Origin of the sequence: Chryseobacterium sp. UNC8MFCol (genome assembly GCF_000482305.1) — a bacterium.
Taxonomy (GTDB): domain Bacteria; phylum Bacteroidota; class Bacteroidia; order Flavobacteriales; family Weeksellaceae; genus Chryseobacterium; species Chryseobacterium indologenes.
Genome location: NZ_KI535290.1, coordinates 106,123 through 120,843, shown reverse-complemented (window position 1 = coordinate 120,843; position 14,721 = coordinate 106,123). Strand labels below are relative to the sequence as shown.

General features: G+C 36.4%; 15 protein-coding genes. 4 read left to right on the top strand and 11 right to left on the bottom strand.

Going from position 1 to position 14,721, the window contains the following annotated elements; translation table 11 throughout:
* Nucleotides 1-43: 43 nt before the first annotated feature.
* From M030_RS25000 to M030_RS0114865, 3 genes are all read right to left on the bottom strand, one after another.
* Nucleotides 44-925, bottom strand: a complete 882-nt coding sequence (locus M030_RS25000) for a hypothetical protein (RefSeq protein ID WP_027374223.1) — start codon at nucleotides 923-925, stop codon at nucleotides 44-46.
* A gap of 171 nt (nucleotides 926-1,096) precedes the next feature.
* The gene (locus M030_RS0114870; protein WP_027374222.1) at nucleotides 1,097-1,981 is read right to left on the bottom strand and encodes a hypothetical protein; all 885 of its coding nucleotides are present in this window, start codon (nucleotides 1,979-1,981) and stop codon (nucleotides 1,097-1,099) included.
* Between the two features lie 127 nt (nucleotides 1,982-2,108).
* Complete coding sequence (locus tag M030_RS0114865; RefSeq protein WP_034722716.1) at nucleotides 2,109-2,495, bottom strand: hypothetical protein; 387 nt, start codon at nucleotides 2,493-2,495, stop codon at nucleotides 2,109-2,111.
* 253 nt (nucleotides 2,496-2,748) lie between these two features.
* Between M030_RS0114865 and M030_RS0114860 the strand changes: the two genes are divergently transcribed.
* The 3 genes from M030_RS0114860 to M030_RS0114850 all read left to right on the top strand — a co-directional run bounded on the left by M030_RS0114860 (nucleotide 2,749) and on the right by M030_RS0114850 (nucleotide 5,699).
* Entirely contained in the window at nucleotides 2,749-3,012 is a 264-nt protein-coding gene (locus tag M030_RS0114860) for a hypothetical protein (protein ID WP_027374220.1), read from the top strand.
* A gap of 226 nt (nucleotides 3,013-3,238) precedes the next feature.
* On the top strand, nucleotides 3,239-4,627 hold the full coding sequence (gene lpdA, locus M030_RS0114855) for a dihydrolipoyl dehydrogenase (RefSeq protein ID WP_034722715.1): 1,389 nt from the start codon (nucleotides 3,239-3,241) through the stop codon (nucleotides 4,625-4,627).
* Between the two features lie 271 nt (nucleotides 4,628-4,898).
* On the top strand, nucleotides 4,899-5,699 hold the full coding sequence (locus M030_RS0114850) for a patatin-like phospholipase family protein (RefSeq protein WP_027374218.1): 801 nt from the start codon (nucleotides 4,899-4,901) through the stop codon (nucleotides 5,697-5,699).
* Between the two features lie 44 nt (nucleotides 5,700-5,743).
* On the opposite strand, the gene M030_RS24995 is transcribed toward M030_RS0114850, so the two are convergent.
* The 5 genes from M030_RS24995 to M030_RS0114825 form a co-directional block, all read right to left on the bottom strand.
* Nucleotides 5,744-6,235, bottom strand: coding sequence for a hypothetical protein (locus M030_RS24995; RefSeq protein WP_027374217.1), 492 nt, complete (start codon nucleotides 6,233-6,235; stop codon nucleotides 5,744-5,746).
* 228 nt (nucleotides 6,236-6,463) lie between these two features.
* Nucleotides 6,464-7,168 carry an ABC transporter ATP-binding protein gene (locus M030_RS0114840; RefSeq protein ID WP_027374216.1) on the bottom strand — a complete coding sequence of 235 codons (705 nt, stop codon included), beginning with the start codon at nucleotides 7,166-7,168 and terminating at the stop codon, nucleotides 6,464-6,466.
* An 81-nt stretch (nucleotides 7,169-7,249) separates the two neighbouring features.
* Nucleotides 7,250-7,804, bottom strand: a complete 555-nt coding sequence (locus tag M030_RS0114835) for a hypothetical protein (protein WP_027374215.1) — start codon at nucleotides 7,802-7,804, stop codon at nucleotides 7,250-7,252.
* 283 nt (nucleotides 7,805-8,087) lie between these two features.
* Nucleotides 8,088-8,783: a LytR/AlgR family response regulator transcription factor gene (locus M030_RS0114830; protein ID WP_027374214.1), complete on the bottom strand. Its 696-nt coding sequence runs from the start codon at nucleotides 8,781-8,783 to the stop codon at nucleotides 8,088-8,090.
* Nucleotides 8,776-9,837 carry a sensor histidine kinase gene (locus M030_RS0114825; RefSeq protein WP_155860261.1) on the bottom strand — a complete coding sequence of 354 codons (1,062 nt, stop codon included), beginning with the start codon at nucleotides 9,835-9,837 and terminating at the stop codon, nucleotides 8,776-8,778. Before M030_RS0114825 ends, M030_RS0114830 begins: the two co-directional genes overlap by 8 nt.
* Before the next feature lie 185 nt (nucleotides 9,838-10,022).
* Between M030_RS0114825 and M030_RS0114820 the strand changes: the two genes are divergently transcribed.
* Nucleotides 10,023-11,153 (top strand): acyltransferase family protein, encoded by a 1,131-nt coding sequence (locus tag M030_RS0114820; RefSeq protein ID WP_027374212.1) that lies wholly within the window; start codon nucleotides 10,023-10,025, stop codon nucleotides 11,151-11,153.
* Nucleotides 11,154-11,239: 86 nt separating this feature from the next.
* Here M030_RS0114820 and M030_RS0114815 read toward each other — a convergent pair whose 3' ends face one another.
* Genes M030_RS0114815 through M030_RS0114805 form a run of 3 tightly spaced genes read right to left on the bottom strand, consistent with a single transcriptional unit; the run spans nucleotide 11,240 to nucleotide 14,436 of the window.
* Nucleotides 11,240-12,472 (bottom strand): hypothetical protein, encoded by a 1,233-nt coding sequence (locus tag M030_RS0114815; RefSeq protein ID WP_027374211.1) that lies wholly within the window; start codon nucleotides 12,470-12,472, stop codon nucleotides 11,240-11,242.
* Nucleotides 12,472-13,404, bottom strand: a complete 933-nt coding sequence (locus tag M030_RS0114810; protein ID WP_027374210.1) for a hypothetical protein — start codon at nucleotides 13,402-13,404, stop codon at nucleotides 12,472-12,474. The genes M030_RS0114815 and M030_RS0114810 overlap by 1 nt, the downstream gene beginning before the upstream one ends.
* A gap of 3 nt (nucleotides 13,405-13,407) precedes the next feature.
* Nucleotides 13,408-14,436, bottom strand: a complete 1,029-nt coding sequence (locus M030_RS0114805) for a hypothetical protein (protein WP_027374209.1) — start codon at nucleotides 14,434-14,436, stop codon at nucleotides 13,408-13,410.
* Between the last annotated feature and the right edge of the window lie 285 nt (nucleotides 14,437-14,721).

The following is a 14,721-nucleotide window of genomic DNA, read 5'->3' as shown; positions in this document are numbered from 1 at the left end:
CAGAATGAATTCCTGCTCTTTTAAAAAATAGGTGATTAAATCTTTAGTACTTTCTGGCCAATAAAAGATTCAGTAAAAATGTTCCTGTCCAGTTACTGTTATTGCCTCCGTTAGTTCCTATAAAATCAATTCTTGAAACAGAAACGGTAAGTCTGGTTCTTCCTGCCGTTCCATTATTGGCAAGACTTACAAATGATGCGGTAAATACATCGGGAAAACTTGAATTATTTCCCGCAGTAAGAATAGGGTACATATTATTTACGTTGAAGGGCGTTCCCTGATATTCATAGATTATAGTCATTCTGCTCGCATTAGAATAACTGGCCGTGTGAGCATAGGTTGTAGAAGACTTACTGATGACCCACCAGATATCTGTTCCGGTTCCCGTATCGTACGAAGTATTGGTATGATTAGTCCAGTCTGCAACTCCCGGACTTCCATTTCCATGAGGCGGAATAGATAGCTGTGAACCGTAAATTTCCACATTGCTTGGTTTGGGAAGGACCGTAAACGATAAATCCCAGGTTCCACCGGTTGCGTTACTGTTATTAACCACTTCAGCATAAGCACCTAACGGAATCACAAAAGAGGAAACCGGAGTATTGTCGATTCTTAAAGTATTACCACTGGACGCCTGGAGGGTAATGTTGGAAGTCGAGATGTTTTTAATCTTATAAATTCTACCTGTATAGCTGGCTGTACCGGTTCCGATAACAGGAAGCGTAAAAGTTGCGTCACCTGTTCCACTATAGGTCAGGTAGTGGTCATTTGCCAATATACTGTAAGTGTTTGTGGTTACTTGCTTATAATTGGCTCCTAAGGATCCGTTCACCGCTAATGTACTATTTGGGATAGGAGTATTAATACCTACCTGTGCTCCCAATGACAATCCCCAAAGCAAGACAATTGAATAGTATTTTTTCATAATAATATTTTTAATTTATGTTGCGTAAAATTATTAAAAAATAACTTATATGCATTAATTTAATGTAATTTTTATAATAATATTTATCAAATCACTTTTGTGTGAATTTAATATTTGGATGTAAAATAAAAAAACAGATGGGTATCTGTTCTTTTATTCTTTTTGTGATCATTAATAGACCTTTCTGGCAAGCAGAAGATTTAATAAGAATGTTCCTGTCCAGTTACTGTTGTTGGAACCGTTTGCACCAATAAAATCTATACGCCCTACAGATACGGTAAGCCTTGTTTTTCCCGAAGTTCCGTTATTCGCAAGGCTCACAAATGATGCGGTAAATACATCGGGATAACTTGAGTTATTTCCGGCTGTAAGAATCGGATACATATTGCTTACATTGAAAGGTGGTCCCTGATATTCGTAGACAATAGTCATTCTGCTTGTATTAGAGTATGATGCGGTATGTGCATTGGCTGTAGATGATTTGCTGATGATCCACCAGGCATCCGTTCCTGTTCCGGAATCGTAAGAAGTATTGGTATGGTTTGACCAGTCGTTAACCCCCGGACTACCTGCTCCGTGCGGAGGAATTGATAACTGAACACCATAGATTTCAACATTGCTTGGTTTTGGAAGTACCGTAAATGAAAGATCCCAGGTACCCCCGGAAGTATTACTGTTGTTCACCACTTCCGCGTAAGCTCCTGTAGGAATTACAAATGAAGAAACCGGTGTATTGTCTATTCTCAATGTATTTCCACCGGATGCCTGAATTGTTATAGCAGACGTTGAAATATTTTTGATCTTATAGATTCTTCCCGTAAAACTTGAGGCTCCGCTCCCCACTGCTGGAAGAGTAAATGTCGTATTGGTCGTTCCGTTATAGGTCACATAATGGTCTGTGGCAGTAAGTGTGTAGCTGGCTGCTGTTATCTGCTTATAATCAGCTCCCATGGATCCGTTCACTGCTAAAGTACTGTTAGGAGTTCTTGTATTGATACCAACCTGTGCGTTAATAAAAAGGCTTCCCAATAGAAAAATCAAAATACTTTTTCTCATCATATCTTATTTTCAATAATTTTTTTGCAAAATTAGTAAAAACAGGGTCTTTGAAAGGATTTTATTTGCGTATTTTTTAATAATGTGATTTAATTCATTATGTGGTGATTTTATTTTTTTCCTTTTTTTATACTAACCTGCATGGAACTTCAAGATCTTCTGTAAGATAGTAGCTGCAGCATAACCGGTGATAACCATCAGCAATAATTAATTCCTGTTGACCTCTTACCAGTAAAATAGGGGAAAGCTTTTTGCTTTTTTCCACTTTTTTAAGATTTTCTTTAACATGGATATTGGTTTCCGGAAGTAGATCCAGCTTGCTGGCCCTAAGAATGTCTTTAGACTTTTTGGTAATGGTGGTTGCTTTTTTAAGCCGTTCCACGATTGCTTTTGCCTCTTCGGGGTCGAAAAGAAGTTCAAGATAATCCTGTGCGGCAGGAAAGTCGTGGTCTTCAGGTTCCTGCAGCCAAAGCTTATCCCTTGTCAGCGTATCTTTTTTTGCTGGTGTTTTCATAAATTTTTAATTAGGCTCTTATAAAATTAAAAAAACAGAAGATAAATATTGCTAGGTCCCGATCAATTAAATTATTTAAATTCACAATGGTTTATCAAACAGTGGGTTATATTGTATGAGCGAGATGGTGATCGTGTTAAATCTTAATTCTTTTCTTAAATGTTGGTATGATATATGTAGAATCACTACAAAACCAGAATGTTTTTAATCAATATATATCTGTTGATTGAATTTCATTTTAAAATAAAATATTATGAAAAAGATTTTAATTTCAACACTAGTAGTATTAGGTTTATCCATGAATGTTTCTGCCCAGAAACGACCTCCTGCACCACCACATCCTTCAAAAAGTGAAATGGTTAATATAAAAATGCAGGAACTCACAAAAAAGTACAATACAGAGAAAAAGCTTATTCTGAACCATCCGCTTGCAACCAAACAGATGAAAAGAGATCAGATGAAGGCTTTGAATAAAAGATTTGAGATGGAAAAACGATTGCTTCGTGAAGCGAGATAACAGGAATTTCTTATTATTCATAAAATCTTAAATACTTATTTCTGGCTTTTTAATTTTGATGTTTTTTTAAAGTAAAATAAAATTTATTGAAAGAGAATGCGTTTTGCATTCTCTTTCTTGTTTATAATTGAATAAATTAAGCCTGTTGATGCATTTTTACCTCCGTTTTCAGAAATGCAGAACATCCAATATTTTTCCTTAAATTCGCATAAAAATTTTTAAAGTAATGAATTACGATATTATTGTCATTGGAAGTGGTCCTGGTGGATATGTAACTGCGATCAGAGCAGCACAATTGGGTTTCAAAACCGCAATTATCGAAAAAGAAAACTTAGGAGGAATCTGCCTGAACTGGGGATGTATTCCAACCAAAGCTTTATTGAAATCTGCTCAGGTTTTTCATTATATCAACCATGCTGAAGATTATGGTTTGAATAAAGTGGAGGCGAGCTTTGAGTTTCCTAATGTGATCCAGAGAAGCCGTGGCGTAGCCAGCAAAATGAGCAAAGGAATCGAATTCTTAATGAAAAAGAATAAGATCGACGTAATTCTTGGTACTGCAACTGTACAAAAAGGAAAAAAAGTTTCTGTAACTGATAAAGACGGTAAAGTAACCGAATATGCAGGTAACCATATCATTATCGCAACAGGAGCCCGCTCAAGAGAATTACCAAACTTACCACAGGATGGTAAAAAAGTAATCGGATACAGACAGGCATTATCTCTTCCTGAGCAACCGAAATCTATGATCGTTGTAGGTTCTGGTGCTATCGGGGTAGAATTTGCTGATTTCTATAACACAATGGGTACCAAAGTAACTATCGTAGAATTTATGCCAAACATCGTTCCTGTGGAAGATGAAGAAATCTCTAAACACTTAGAGAAATCTCTGAAAAAATCAGGAATCGAAATCATGACAAACGCTTCTGTAGAAAGCGTTGACACAAGTGGAGAAGGCGTAAAAGCTAACGTAAAAACTGCTAACGGAAACATTACCCTGGAAGCGGATATCTTATTATCTGCTGTAGGTATTGCTGCCAACATCGAAAACATCGGTTTAGAAGAAGTAGGAATCCAGACGGATAAAGGAAGAGTATTGGTCAACGAATGGTACGAAACTTCAGTACCGGGTTACTATGCAATTGGTGATCTTATCCCGACTCAGGCTCTGGCTCACGTGGCTTCTGCTGAAGGAATCACTTGTGTTGAAAAAATTAAAGGAATGCATGTTGAGAAAATCGACTATGGCAATATCCCTGGATGTACATACTGCCACCCTGAGGTAGCTTCTGTAGGCCTTACGGAAAAGCAGGCTAAAGAGAAAGGATATGAAATCAAAGTTGGTAAATTCCCTCTTTCCGCAAGTGGTAAAGCAACGGCAAACGGAAATACAGACGGATTCATCAAAGTAATCTTCGATGCTAAATACGGTGAGTGGTTAGGATGCCACATGATTGGTGAAGGAGTAACAGATATGGTAGCTGAAGCCGTAGTAGCAAGAAAACTTGAAACTACAGGTCACGAAATCATTAAATCAATTCACCCACACCCAACCGTTTCTGAAGCGATTATGGAAGCTGCTGCGGCTGCTTACGGTGAAGTAATCCACATTTAATCTGAATATATACAGATATTATATACAAAAGCTCAGAGAAATCTGAGCTTTTTTCGTTATTTACAGTTCATCGGACTTAAACTACGCTTATAGACATAAGTTCAAAAATAGATCATATATCATCAGTATAAATTAAATAAATAAACTAATTATTGTTTTAAGATTGAATTTTTACACAAATCACCGTTTCGTTTTGTTAAAATAAGCTTAAAATCCAAATATTTATAAAAATTAATCTCATTATCTCCCTATGTTTTCATACATTTATTCAATGAATTTTGAGAAAGTAGGACTTGTTTTATCAGGCGGCGGTACCAAAGGCATCGCTCATGCGGGGGTATTAAAATTCTTAAAAGAGAAAAATATCAAAATAGATATTCTTTCGTGCTGTAGTGCCGGATCTATTGTTGGCTGCCTGCATGCGGTTGGTAAAACACCGGAAGAGATTCTGGAATTTTTTAATTCTGTTTACTTTTTCAACTGGAAGCATTTTACTTTTAATCAGCCGGGATTGGTATCTTCAATTATTTTCAGAAATTATCTTAAGCCAATTTTTCATGAAATGAAACTGGGAGATCTGGATATTGAAGTTAAAATCGTAGCTACAGAATTAGTTTCCGGGACGCAGAAAATTTTTGACAAAGACTTTGAAATTGTCGATGCCATTATTGCATCATGCTCTATTCCGGGCATTACAACCCCATATTTTATAGAGGAACAGATGTATTGTGACGGAGGTGTTCTGAACAATTTTCCGGCGGATATTATCCGTAATGACTGTGATAAACTTATCGGAGTATTTGTTTCACCACCTACTGAAGCCAAAATTGAAGATCTGAATTCAATCAAAGCGATTGTTTCCCGCTCTTACGACCTGTTGTCTTACAGAATTGAAAAAATAAAATTTGAGTATTGCGACTGGTTTATTTCTTCCCAGAAATTATCGGGATATGGGGCTTTTGAACGCCGCAAGGGCAGGCTGGAAGAGATTTTTAATATCGGGTATGAAGCCGCAAAGGAAAGCTATGAAACCAGCAATTTCATCACCGAATTGAAACCATCCGGAACATAAAAAAATCCTGTATGAATACAGGATTTTACTTTTTATAACTAGTACTAGTTTTTCACCACAATCCCGTCCTGGCGTACAACTTCCTGATCATTCTGGTTATTGACGACCAGAGTGTACGGGGCTTTTTTAGCAGAATCTGTAAGATAATTTCTCCAAACCTGATAAGTATAACCGTCGTTATTAAACTGGATATAATAATTACCTCCTGTACCGTCAGGAACCAGCTCGCCGTCACTGATGATCATACTTGGTTTTGCCGTGATTTTTGCATTGGCATTCCATGACTGATACAGGTATTTACCATTGGGCTGTTTGTCAATTCTTATTTTAAACTTCTTCGTTTTAATAATGACAGTCTTAGGTGCTTGCTGGGAAGCAGAATAAGAGAATGTGCTGTGCAGTTTTGAATCATTCGGAGTCTCTTTAGCATAGGTAAAAGAAAACTGAGCTAAACAAAAAGCTCCTAATAAAAGATGCTTTATCATATGATGTTGGTTATTGGTTAACAGTTTAGATTCCATCAAATATGAAGCCATTGTAGATGGTTTGTTTTTTCCCGCAGATTTTACAGATTGCTCAGATTTTTATAACATTGCAGTTCACTTAGACTTCTTCATAAGTAAGTTTACTGTAAGAAAATCAGAGATTTCAAGCCTTCTGTGCACTTTTTAACCATAAAGTTTGTCACTTAAAAAACTTAAGTGTTCAAAAAACTTTTGTGTGGTTTAAAAAATTAAAAGAAAATATTTTTTAAAGAAGTTGTTTTACTTTGAAACTGCAGTATAATCGGCAAAAGCTTCTTCCAGGCTACCAAACCTTCCCTTAAATTCATCGATAGGGCAGTCCTGAAGGATATTCCCCTGGTGAATAAGAATCACTCTTGAGCATAATGCTTCTACCTCCTGCATAATATGAGTGGAAAGCAAAACGGTCTTTTGTTGTCCGATCTCTTTTACCACATTTCGGATTTCTATAATTTGGTTCGGATCCAATCCGTTGGTGGGTTCATCCAGGATCAGTAGATCGGGCTGATGGATGATGGCTTGGGCCAGTCCTACACGCTGTTTATAACCTTTCGAAAGTTGGGAGATTTTCTTAGACTTTTCAGGACTAATTCCTACCAATTCGATCACTTCGTCAACTCTTGATTCAGGGATTTTGTGGATATTGGCGACAAAGTGAAGATACTCCTTCACATACATTTCCAGATAAAGCGGATTGTTTTCCGGAAGGAAGCCTATTTTTTTCTTGCTTTCAATCTCATGGTCGGAAATATTCATCCCGTTAAATACAATTTCGCCCTGATCAATTTTCAGTGCCCCGACAATAGATTTCATCAACGTTGATTTTCCGGCACCGTTCGGGCCCAGCAAGCCGATGATTTCATTTTTGTCAATCGAAATATTGATATTGTTAAGGGCGGTTTGCTCTCCGAATTTTTTGGTCAAATTGATGATCTGAAGCGGCATAATGTTTACTGTCTTTTTGCAAAAATAAAATAAAAAAACTCATCCCGTAGAATGAGTTTTACAATATTTTATAAATTATAATTATTTTCTTGATTTTTTGCTGCCTCCGCCGGATGCCGGAGCTGAGGTAGAAGCGGTATTAACACCTTTACCGGAGTTGTGGGCAGCAGCAGGTTTATCATACATGGCATACTTCCCATTGGTTCTGCCAAAGATTTTTTCCACTTGCTTTTGTGTCAGAAACTGTGATTTACCTACATACTTTCGGTTTTTATTGATATATTGGATAAACTGTACGGTTGGCTGGCCATAGTTTCTCTCATAATGAAGTTCGATAATATCATTAGGAAGTTCTAAAATAACATTTTCACCGGGAAGCGATACAAAGCCTTCTAAAATAAGTTTGTACAAACCGGCTACATCTCCATTCAGGTTTTGAAACGAAAAAGCTCTGATGGTATTCAGATTACTGGTGTTCAGATCCTGATAATTGACGGTATATTTATCTTCTTTTTTGTATAAACCTACGGAATTATCTTTACCAATTTCAACCAGACTTTCATTTTTCAACACTTTAATCTGTGAGAAAACAGAAATACCGAACATACATGTAAGAAGTAGAATTATCTTTCTCATGGAATGAATTTTAATGTTTTATAAATTGGTACACTCATAAAAAAGCCGAAAAGCAATTTCATTCGTTTAAACAAAAGTAATACTTTTTTTTAATATTGGTAAGAAATGACTTGCCGGCGATAAGACCTCCGTTAAACAGACAATAGAATGTAAATCACATGTTTATTAATTTTCATAAATACTAAGCTTTTTAAGCAAAATATTTTTCTGAACAAAGAAATACGATGTAATGTCTTAAAAATTAAAATATTATAAGGTTTAATTTGGAAAATTCAAAAAAAATTTACAATACTCTGTTTTTCGAAATAGCGGAGGTGAATGTTTCAGCCTCCTGCTTATAACTTCTTCCCACAGGAATATGATGAATGCCGAGATGGATTTCATGACTAGTAAAAGCGGTAACATATTGAGTATTGATGATAAAAGATCTGTGAATTCTGATAAAACCTTTGGAAGATAATGCAGACTCCAGATCAGCGATTTTACTCTTTGAAATGAAATGCTCTCCTCCCGATAAAGTTAACTTAATATCATTACCCTGGCTTTCGATATAAACAATTTCTGCAAGAGAAACCTTTCGCTGCATTCCCTCGGTTCTGATGATGATAAAACTTTCCGACGGATGGGTTGTATTTCTCAGTACACGTTCCACTGCTTTAAAAAAACGTTCAAAAGTAATTGGTTTTAGGAGATAATCTACCGCTTCCAGTTCAAAACCTTCAACCGCAAAATCACGGTACGCGGTCGTAAATATGGTTTTCGGTTTCCGGGATAATGATTTTAAAAAATCAATTCCGTTTAAATCTGGCATATGAATATCGAGGAACATCAGGTCGATCGCCTGGTTCTGGAGTATTGCATAGGCATCCATCGCATTTTCAGCTTTTCCGGCCAGTTTTAAATGGTTTATTTTGGAGATATGATTCTCCAATAGGTCAGCCGCCAGAGGCTCGTCATCTACAATGAGACAATTAATCATAGGTGGAAGGGGTGATGATTTCAATCGTAAAAATATTGTTTTCCCGTGAGATCTTGTAGGAAAAATTTTCACGGTAGTGATGTTGCAGTTGCTTTTTTACATTTTGTAATCCTATTCCTTTTTCATTATTTGGCTGAGTGCTGTTGTAGGTATTGGTAATTCTGAAGACAGATTGCTTTTGATCCGTTTCTGCTTCAATATGTATTTCCGTATGGCCTGCGTTTTTACCGGCTCCGTGTTTGAAGGCATTTTCAACCAGGGTAAGGTATAATAATGGTGGAATAAGATTGGAAGAATGTAAAATAATCTTTTTGTTTACTTTTAATCTTTCATCCCTATACCGAAGGCTTTCCAGGGCAATATAATCATCAATAACAGCTAATTCTTCAGCTATAGAAACCCACTTCTGCTGTCCTTTGTGTAAAATATAATCTAAAATGTCAGAAAGCTGGCTTATAGACCGGGAAGTTTTGTCGGAATTACTTACCGATAGGGAATAAATATTATTCAGGGTATTAAACAGAAAATGAGGATGAAGCTGAGACTTAAGAGATTGCAGTTCCAGCTCTGATTTTTCTTTCTGAAGCTTGGCCGTATTTTCTTTTTCCTCTTTATATCTGATGACAAACATGATGGAAATGAAAATAAAAGATCCGCTTACAATAGGAAAAGAATAATGAAAAAGCAGGTACCTGATATCGGTAAAAATACTGATGATACTGTCTTTAGTCTCACTGATGAAAAGCGGTTCAGCTGCATATACAATAAAAAGCCTGTTGATCACGGAAATACTATAAATGCTGACGAACAGCCCCAGCAGGAACCCAATATATTTTTTTCTGTCAAAAAAACGATGAATCAAAACATAATAGATAAAGTTGGCTCCTATAATCTGGAAAATCCAGTGGCAGAAGTTGTAGATAACAGATTCTTTAAAAAAAACCGCATCATATTCCCCATATGTTTTTGCCGTTCCAAACAAAAATAAAGCAGTCCAGAAGAATAGCTGGAAATAGATATGCTGTCTGATATGAGGTTCTGCTTTTCTTTTCATGATATTCAAAAATATAAAAAACTTCAGCGATAATCGGGTGAGGGAATGCAAATGCCCCCCAAATAGGGGTGAACTACAGTAATTAGCCTGTAGACAGTTCCTTGAGCTGTTTACACTCAAACGGCTGCTTTCCGGATACTAAGTTGTAACAGCACTGGGAATTTAACAAGATTTGCAGAAAAAATATGACAACAGAATATTCTCAAAGATTTCACGGGCTGGACCACCTGCGTTCGATGGCCATTATATTGGTTTTATTATATCATTACCGGGCATTTAAGCATCCCGGCTGGATAGACAGTATCGGAAAGTTTGGCTGGACGGGCGTTGACCTCTTTTTTGTGTTAAGCGGATTCCTGATTTCAAGCCAGTTGTTGAAAGAGATGGAGAACAGAAATACGATATGTTTGAAAACATTTTATATTAAACGGTTTTTCAGAATTGTTCCTCCTTATCTTCTGACCCTTTTGTTATACTTTTCCTTACCTTTTTTCCGGGAAAGGGAAGCCTTGCCGCCATTATGGAAATTTCTGACCTTTACTCAGAATTATGGTCTGGATGTCATCAGCAAAGGAACATTTTCTCATGCGTGGTCCCTATGCATTGAGGAGCAGTTTTATCTTTTTTTGCCCTTATTGCTTTTGGTTGTGCTCTCCACACGCTGGTGTAAGTATCCGGGAATTTTAATCATGGCAGTTATTGCCTTTTCCATCATATCCAGATTTATTATTTGGAACATCCATATTACCCGTCTTGAAAAAGGCTCTATGGAATTCTGGCGTTTGTGGTATATGAAAATATATTATTCTACCCATACGAGACTCGATGGTTTGGCAATAGGAGTTTTGATCGGTTATCTGATGCAATATTCATTAGTACTAAGAAAACTGGTCAATACCTATGGCAATTTATTGTTCGTTATAGGGATGGTGTCGCTGGGGATTTCATTTTGGATTTGTAATGATCAGGCTTCGGAAGCTGCATCCATATATGGTTTTACTGCTGTTGCCGTAAGTTATGGGATTATGGTATTGGCTGCCATTTCAAAATCATCTTTTTTATCCAGGTCAAAATCGTATGTAACGGGACAATTAGCTGCATTGTCGTATGCGATGTATCTTTCGCATAAAGGTATTATTCATATGACTCAAACTGTACTTGAGTATTTCAATATGGAAACGTCGGATAACATATGCATTCTCCTGTGCCTGTTGCTATGTATAGCAGGTGGTATATTTTTCAGATTTGTTATCGAAAAGCCTTCCTCAAAAATTAAATCTAAACTCCTGATGTTGAAAAAAAGGACTGATTTATAATTCAAGGGACCACTTTCATCCTGTAAGGATATAAATAAGACTGTAGAGATCTCATGCTTAAATATAGTTCTTTCTTATGCTTCTTTTTATATACCAAAGTCCCATTTTTTTTCTAAATCCAGATATATAAAGCAGAAAATTACAATCCCAATCAATACCAAGGATAATAGGAGTGTTGCAACCTTAAAAACATCCAATCTGAATTCTTTCTCTTCACTTCTGCGATGTCCCGAGTTAAATTCAACAAGACTTCCCATAGGTCTGCTTTCCCCTGTCGTTGCAGTTTTTAAATCTGAGGAAGATACTGAATATAAAGAATCTATATTATTATATTGATTAATACCATTGGTAAAAACTTTTTTATGTTCATGATGCTTTTTTTTGGCAGCTTCTACTTTGCCGTCAATCTTAAGTGTCTTTATCATGTCTTCAATTTGTACAGAATATTGATCGTATTCTTTGCTGATGACCTCAAGTCCGTTTCTGGATTCTTTTATTTTAAGCTCATTTTCCTTATGTTTCCTCTCATTATGCTCAATCTGTCTTGTAAGACTTGTTAAAATTTCTTTTTTTTCATGGATTAAGCGCTCTTTTTCTCTTTCAAGCTCAGCAACAGAGTTTTGAACTTCCTGAAGTTTTTCTTCATGAAACTTTTCAATTTCTTTATAAAAACCGGATGCATCAACAATTTTAAAAATTCCTTTTTGTTTTACAAATTCTGCTATTTCATGGCTTTGAGTGAAATAGATGGTATCATATACATTCAACAGCTCTATAGCTTTCTTAAAAAAGGGCTGTAGTTTTACAGCATCTGTTTCACAATAAACTACCAGGTAATTTTGAGTTGAATGGCTGAAATTGAGGTCCTCAGTTTCTTTTATATGAAATCCTATTTTATCAAAATCTTTAGGTTTTCTGATCGAAAAATTATCTGAATGATTGACGGTAATCACACCCTCTGCGAGATTGTTTTTTTCAAGATGATGTTGGAAATCATTCAGCGTATTGATTACAATAGTTTCCGGAGCCGTTTTCTCAATGAAAAGGAGACTTGAACCCACAAATGTTCCTCCTCTGTCTGAATTCTGTTCTTTTGCAAATTTGTAGACCGAATAAGAGATCAGATTACATCCACCGGCAATATCTTTTCGTATTGAATAAATACTGCTTTGAGGAAAGAGCTTAATAGCATCTGTTTTTAAATCATAAGTTCGGATCTCTGTCGCAATAGCTTTATTTCCACCCAAAAAAAAGGATTGTCTGAAACCGTACGGGTTTCCAAAAGTGCCAAATGCAGAGAAAAAATAAGTAGTGTTCATTAACTTGTAAAACTAAATTTTAAACGTTCCCAAAATGTTCCTTCATAGTCCAGATCATATCCTATAATGCTTCTGTACAGCCATTTCGATAAGACTTCTGCTGTAGAGAGATTGAGTAAGTCAATTTTTTCCTGACCGGTGGCATTATGAAGGCTTCCGATGGTATAATAGGTTTTGCTCAATCCGTAGGTATCAATCCGCTGTGAGGTCATTGGAAGTCGCTCTGAGATAAAGTTGTCGAGTTCTTCAGCACTTTCCACATCCATTCTTCCCGATTTATCCCACTTTGAAACAACCAGTATCGCATTGACGGATTTTAGATTTTTCCCTTTTCTTTCCAGTTCATCGAGGAATTCATTAATCAGAGAATCATCTTTATAAGCAGATTCATAACTTGTAACGATGATAAAAGTAAGCGGAATATTGGCATTCAGAAACGATTCTATACTGCTGTGATAGCTACCTCCTCGTCGGATATCATTATGATTTTCACCGGAAGTTTCTAAAAAGGTCAGGTCAATCGGTACCACCTTTTTAGACTTATTATTGGGTTCAAAAACCAGATCCAGACGGGTTACCTGATCTCTTGTTGTTCTGTTGGGGAGGATCCCCTGACGTATATTCTCAAAAAAATCAGAGAGGAGTACATTAGCTTCTTTTGAATTTGGGGTTCCTAGTTTAGGCCTTAAAACACCTGCATAAGATCTGAGGTAATACAGCATCGAAGAAAGAATCACCGATTTCCCTGATTCTGCTGTTCCAAAGAAGAAAACAAAATTGCTTTCTTTGTTTTTTATATCGTTGGAAATGGTCTTTGCGATAGGGACAAAATCCTCAGGAGTATCTTTTTTAAATTCAAATGAAAGAGGTTTTAATACTTCTTCAGTTTCGGTGTCAAAAGACAGAGGTTTTAAATGATCTTGAGTTTCCATGGTTTAGTTGTTGGGAATTATAGTTTTACCGCTTCTTTTATTGCTGAATACACTGCCTCCGCTATTTCTGTTGTATCCTCCCGGAGTGGTGACCAATAATATGATAATGACAATCACAAAATCGAGTAAGATGCAGCCTGCAAGCACTACAAATTGATACATTCCGAAGTTCTTGATGGCATGTTCGAAAGCAAAACCTATTTTCCCGACCTGTTGGGTCTGTGATACTACAGGCTCAAAATGAAGTTTTTCATTTCCTAAAACGGTCTGTGCTCTGCTCCCCAGCTTGTTATAGTCTGCTAATGATTCATCAATCAGACCCTGGGACATTTCATCTTTTTCTTTCTTGGATAGTAAAAGAAGATCCTGGATATTTTTATTCCATTTCAGAGATGCATTGTTGATATCGGTTTTTAACGCTCTTTCTTCGGGAGACAAATCAGAGATCATATTATCGATCTGGCGTCCCATTCTTTCTGATAGATCTTCATAATCATTACCTACCGGAGTCAGCAAATCCACTTTCTGACCGGTCATTTTCTCAATGTCTCTGATCAAAGACTGAGCACGGGTTCCGATTCCTTTGTTGCCTGGGTCTTTGATTTGTTCCATGAGCTGCTTCTTTTTAATCTCAATATTTTGGGTGGTTACTTTGTTGTATTTATAGCTTAATTTGGATTCCACATCATTTTCCAGTGTTGTAAAATTTTTATTGATGTCTCTGAGTTCATCGGTATAAATATCTGTTCTCATAAACCTTGTATACAGAGCGTTAAAATTGGCAATGAAGCAAAAAGAAGCAATGAAAATATAAATTCCTACCAGACTTCCGGTAGGTCTACCTTCCAGCTTGGCATTTCTAAGCATCCAGCAAAGAAACAGAAGGAGTAATGAAAGAACTAAAGCAATGACGAATGATGCAGGGCCAAAAATCTGCTGAAGCCCGAGCCATGTCTGATAAAAGCTTACGCTGATGAGAAGTAATGCAAGAATTCCCAGAAAGAGATCTGCAGGGGTTATTTTTTTATTCATAATAGGTCAGTTGTTTTTAGAATGAAAGTTGGTCAAAACACTATGTTTTATAATGTCCGAAACTACAAACAACTGACAGAGAAAAATTACGGAAACCCGTAAAAGGGTGTACTCTTTTCGTAATAAAGGGAAATGATTCATTTTTCGGCATCCATACACGAATTTTTTTATGCATGCATTAAAACCTGTGTGAATCTGTGGGATCTTGGATGAAAATTTTCCCCCAAAAAAGTCACAAAAGTTTTGAATACTTACGTTTAAAAATCATAGATTCCTTCTTGAGAC